This is a genomic window from Streptomyces glaucescens (assembly GCF_002154375.1).
GTDB lineage: Bacteria > Actinomycetota > Actinomycetes > Streptomycetales > Streptomycetaceae > Streptomyces > Streptomyces glaucescens.
In genome coordinates this window covers 1-4,325 of sequence record NZ_MUND01000604.1, presented here as the reverse complement: position 1 = coordinate 4,325, position 4,325 = coordinate 1, and the positions used below count along the sequence as shown (strand labels likewise).

3 protein-coding genes and 1 pseudogene are annotated in these 4,325 nt (G+C 72.4%); 2 read left to right on the top strand and 2 right to left on the bottom strand.

Annotated elements, in window-relative coordinates; genetic code table 11:
• A pseudogene (locus tag CCN42_RS32835) lies at positions 1–197 on the bottom strand (hypothetical protein); the annotation flags it as partial.
• 241 nt (positions 198–438) lie between these two features.
• On the opposite strand from CCN42_RS32835, the gene radA reads away from it, so the two are divergent.
• On the top strand, positions 439–1,848 hold the full coding sequence (gene radA / locus CCN42_RS32830) for a DNA repair protein RadA (RefSeq protein ID WP_086741044.1): 1,410 nt from the start codon (positions 439–441) through the stop codon (positions 1,846–1,848).
• An 80-nt stretch (positions 1,849–1,928) separates the two neighbouring features.
• Positions 1,929–3,053 carry a DNA integrity scanning diadenylate cyclase DisA gene (gene disA, locus CCN42_RS32825; protein ID WP_086167698.1) on the top strand — a complete coding sequence of 375 codons (1,125 nt, stop codon included), beginning with the start codon at positions 1,929–1,931 and terminating at the stop codon, positions 3,051–3,053.
• A 57-nt stretch (positions 3,054–3,110) separates the two neighbouring features.
• On the opposite strand, the gene CCN42_RS32820 is transcribed toward disA, so the two are convergent.
• The gene (locus tag CCN42_RS32820; protein ID WP_211294842.1) at positions 3,111–3,983 is read right to left on the bottom strand and encodes a hypothetical protein; all 873 of its coding nucleotides are present in this window, start codon (positions 3,981–3,983) and stop codon (positions 3,111–3,113) included.
• Between the last annotated feature and the right edge of the window lie 342 nt (positions 3,984–4,325).

Sequence of the window (4,325 nt, the reverse complement as noted above, 5' to 3'; positions counted from 1 at the left end):
TCGCCGAGAGCGGCGGTGGCGCTGTCGTGGTCGCACAGGACGGACAGGCAGTAGGTGAACAGTCCGTCGAGGTAGGGCTCGTAGCGCGTGGGGGGACGGTGCGCCAGCGTGCGCGCCGCAGCGCGGTCGCGCGCCTCGCGGTGCGCCCGGTGTGCGCCGGTCGTGCGGGTCGAAATCTCCGGGCTGCTGCTCATCACCCGGTGACCGTAGGGGGCCGGGGAAGGGCGCTTCCGCCCCCTTGAGCACTTTTAATCCGTACGGGTGAAACGATCCCTCATAAGGGGACAGGAGCCCGCCGTTCCGTGGCCGATTCCGGAGGGTGCGGCCGAATCGCGGCGGGTGGCACCGGGCGCGGGGAGCCGCGACCGGCAGCCCTGCCGCCGCGGTCCGGGCCCCGCGGCGGCCGCGTTGTCAGTGCGGCCGGTTACGGTTTCGTCCATGGCTGCCCGTACGAAGACCACCAAGGACCGCCCGTCCTACCGCTGCACCGAGTGCGGCTGGCAGACGGCGAAGTGGCTCGGCCGCTGCCCCGAGTGCCAGGCCTGGGGGACGGTCGAGGAGTACGGCACGCCCGCGGTCCGTACGACGGCACCGGGTCGCGTCACCACCTCCGCCCTGCCCATCGGCCAGGTCGACGGCCGCACGGCCACCGCCCGCACCACCGGCGTGCCCGAGCTGGACCGGGTGCTCGGCGGCGGCCTGGTGCCCGGCGCGGTGGTGCTGCTCGCGGGCGAGCCCGGGGTCGGCAAGTCGACGCTGCTGCTGGACGTGGCGGCCAAGTCGGCGAGCGAGGAGCACCGGACCCTGTATGTCACGGGCGAGGAGTCGGCGAGCCAGGTCCGGCTGCGCGCCGACCGCATCGGCGCCCTCGACGACCACCTGTATCTGGCCGCGGAGACCGATCTGTCCGCCGTCCTCGGCCACTTGGACGCGGTCAAGCCCTCGCTGCTGATCCTCGACTCGGTGCAGACGGTGGCCTCCCCCGAGATCGACGGCGCCCCGGGCGGCATGGCGCAGGTCCGCGAGGTGGCCGGCGCCCTGATCCGGGCCTCCAAGGAGCGCGGCATGTCCACCCTTCTGGTGGGCCATGTCACCAAGGACGGCGCGATCGCCGGTCCGCGCCTGCTGGAGCACCTGGTGGACGTCGTCCTGCACTTCGAGGGCGACCGGCACGCCCGGCTGCGGCTGGTGCGCGGCGTCAAGAACCGGTACGGCGCGACGGACGAGGTCGGCTGCTTCGAACTGCACGACGAGGGCATCACGGGCCTCACCGACCCGAGCGGACTTTTCCTGACACGACGTGACGAACCGGTCCCCGGCACCTGCCTGACCGTCACCCTGGAGGGCCGTCGCCCGCTGGTGGCCGAGGTCCAGGCGCTCACCGTCGACTCCCAGATCCCCTCCCCGCGCCGCACCACCTCCGGCCTGGAGACCTCCCGGGTCTCGATGATGCTGGCCGTCCTGGAGCAGCGCGGCCGGATCAGCGCCCTGGGCAAAAGGGATATCTACTCCGCGACGGTCGGCGGCGTGAAGCTCTCCGAGCCGGCCGCCGACCTCGCGATCGCCCTCGCCCTGGCCTCCGCGGCGAGCGACACCCCGCTGCCCAAGAACCTCGTCGCGATCGGCGAGGTGGGCCTCGCGGGCGAGGTCAGGCGGGTCACCGGGGTGCAGCGCCGGCTCTCCGAGGCGCACCGCCTGGGCTTCACGCACGCGCTGGTGCCGGGTGATCCGGGGAAGGTCCCGGCCGGTATGAAGGTCCTGGAAGTCGCGGACATAGGGGACGCCCTCAGGGTCCTCCCCCGCTCCCGTCGCCGAGACGCCCCCCGGGAGGCGGAAGACCGCCGGTAGACTTTGCCCAGGTCTCGCCCGTCCGTACGAACCGAGTGCGTTTGCGGGAGCGCCCCAGAACCTGCGACCGGAGGAGTGCAGTGGCAGCCAACGACCGGGCAGCAGCTCCCGGAAAGTCCGGTGGGAGTTCCGGTGCCGATGGCCTGATGCGCGCCTCACTGAGCGCCGTGGCACCCGGTACGGCCCTGCGCGACGGCCTCGAGCGGGTGCTGCGCGGCAACACCGGCGGTCTGATCGTGCTCGGCTCCGACAAGACCGTCGAGGCGATGTGCACGGGCGGCTTCGTGCTCGACGTGGAGTTCACCGCGACCCGGCTGCGCGAGCTGTGCAAGCTGGACGGCGGCATCGTGCTCTCCTCCGACCTGTCGAAGATCCTGCGGGCGGGTGTGCAGTTCGTGCCCGACGCGACGATCCCGACCGAGGAGACCGGCACCCGGCACCGCACCGCGGACCGGGTCAGCAAGCAGGTCGGCTTCCCCGTGGTCTCCGTCTCCCAGTCGATGCGGCTGATCGCGCTCTACGTCGACGGCCAGCGCCGCGTCCTGGAGGACTCGGCGGCGATCCTCTCCCGCGCCAACCAGGCCCTCGCCACCCTGGAGCGGTACAAGCTCCGCCTCGACGAGGTCGCGGGCACCCTGTCGGCGCTGGAGATCGAGGACCTGGTGACGGTCCGGGACGTCTCCGCCGTCGCCCAGCGGCTGGAGATGGTGCGCCGGATCGCCACCGAGATCGCCGAGTACGTGGTGGAGCTGGGCACCGACGGCCGGCTGCTCGCGCTCCAGCTGGACGAGCTGATCGCCGGTGTGGAGCCCGAGCGCGAGCTGGTCGTGCGCGACTATGTGCCCGAGCCGACCGCCAAGCGTTCCCGCACGGTCGACGAGGCGCTCTACGAGCTGGACGCGCTCTCCCACGCCGAGCTGCTGGAGATGCCCACGGTGGCGCGCGCGTTGGGGTACACCGGCTCGCCGGAGACCCTGGACTCCGCGGTGTCGCCGCGCGGTTTCCGGCTGCTGGCCAAGGTGCCGCGGCTGCCCGGCGCGATCATCGACCGGCTGGTCGAGCACTTCGGCGGGCTGCAGAAGCTGCTCGCCGCGAGCGTGGACGATCTGCAGACCGTGGACGGCGTGGGCGAGGCCCGGGCGCGCAGCGTGCGTGAGGGGCTGTCGCGGCTGGCGGAGAGTTCGATCCTGGAGCGGTACGTCTGACCACGGACGCCGAAGGGGGTCGCACCCGGCCGGGTGCGACCCCCTTCGGCGTCCGGCTCAGTCCGCGTCGAGCACGAACGACGTCTGCACCTTCGCAAAGCCCGCGGCCTTGGCCTCCAGCAGGTACGTCCCGGGCTTGGCCGACCCGGCCGGGGGTGTCGCGCACTTCGGGGCGCTCGGCTTGCGGTCCCACTCGACGGTGTAGGTGATGCCGTTCTTCGCCGGGACCCGGTAGAGCAGGCGGGTGGCGCCCTTGGGGCAGTCCGCGGACGACCAGTAGGCGTCGTCACCGTCGGCCTGAGTGATCGTCAGCACCGCACCGCGCGGACCCAGATCGATCTTGCAGTCGCTGCCGGAGGTGTTCCGCGCGGTGATCCGGAACGCGGGCGTCTGGTCCGGCGAGTAGGAGTTGCGCACGCTGCGCACGCTCAAGGTGACGGCGCCCGGAGTGCAGTTGGGGAGCGCTGAACCCGCGGGCAGCGCGTCTCCCGCGCCGACACCGGCGGGCACCGCGCCGGAGCCGGACGCGCCCGGCTTGTCGTCCGTACCGTCCGTGCCACCGGAGCCGCCGGCGTCCGAACCGCCGCCCGATCCCTCGCCCGACCCGTCACCGGAGTCGTCACCGGAACCGTCGCCGTCGCCGGAGCCGGCGGAGTCTCCCGATCCGCTGGAGTCGCCGCTGCCCGACTCCTCGCGCCCGCCCGGGCGTTCGGTGATCGCCGGGCCGGAACCGGAGGGTCCGGCGGTGATCGTGGGCAGGGGGTTCTTGCCGTTGGAACCGCCGGCGTTGTTGTCGCCGCCGCCGTCGCCCGAAGTGACGATCCAGGTGATCAGCAGCGCCAACAGGGTGACCACGGACAGCAGGACGGCCCTCCGTCGCCAGTAGATGGAGGAGGGAAGCGGCCCGACCGGATTGCGCAGAGATCCCACGGCGCAAACTGTACGAGAGATCAGCCCGTTCGCTGGCCCCACCCGCCGCTCCGGGCGACAACTTTTCCGGATCATCATCACGGAACCCGCCGTTCCGCCCCGGCGGCCCGTCCTTCACACTTTCGCGTTCGCGTCCTTGCACCTTTGGCCATGAGTGAGGAGGTACCCCGGGGACCGGAATACATCGGACGGCTCGATCCGCACCATCCGACCACACGCTCCCGACCCATCCGACCACACGCTCCGGGGCCCATCGGACCGCACGCTCCGGACCCATCGGACGGCACGCTCCGCCACGCCGGGAACCCCGCCGCCGCCCCTCGGCGTGGCGGGGCGTGCCGT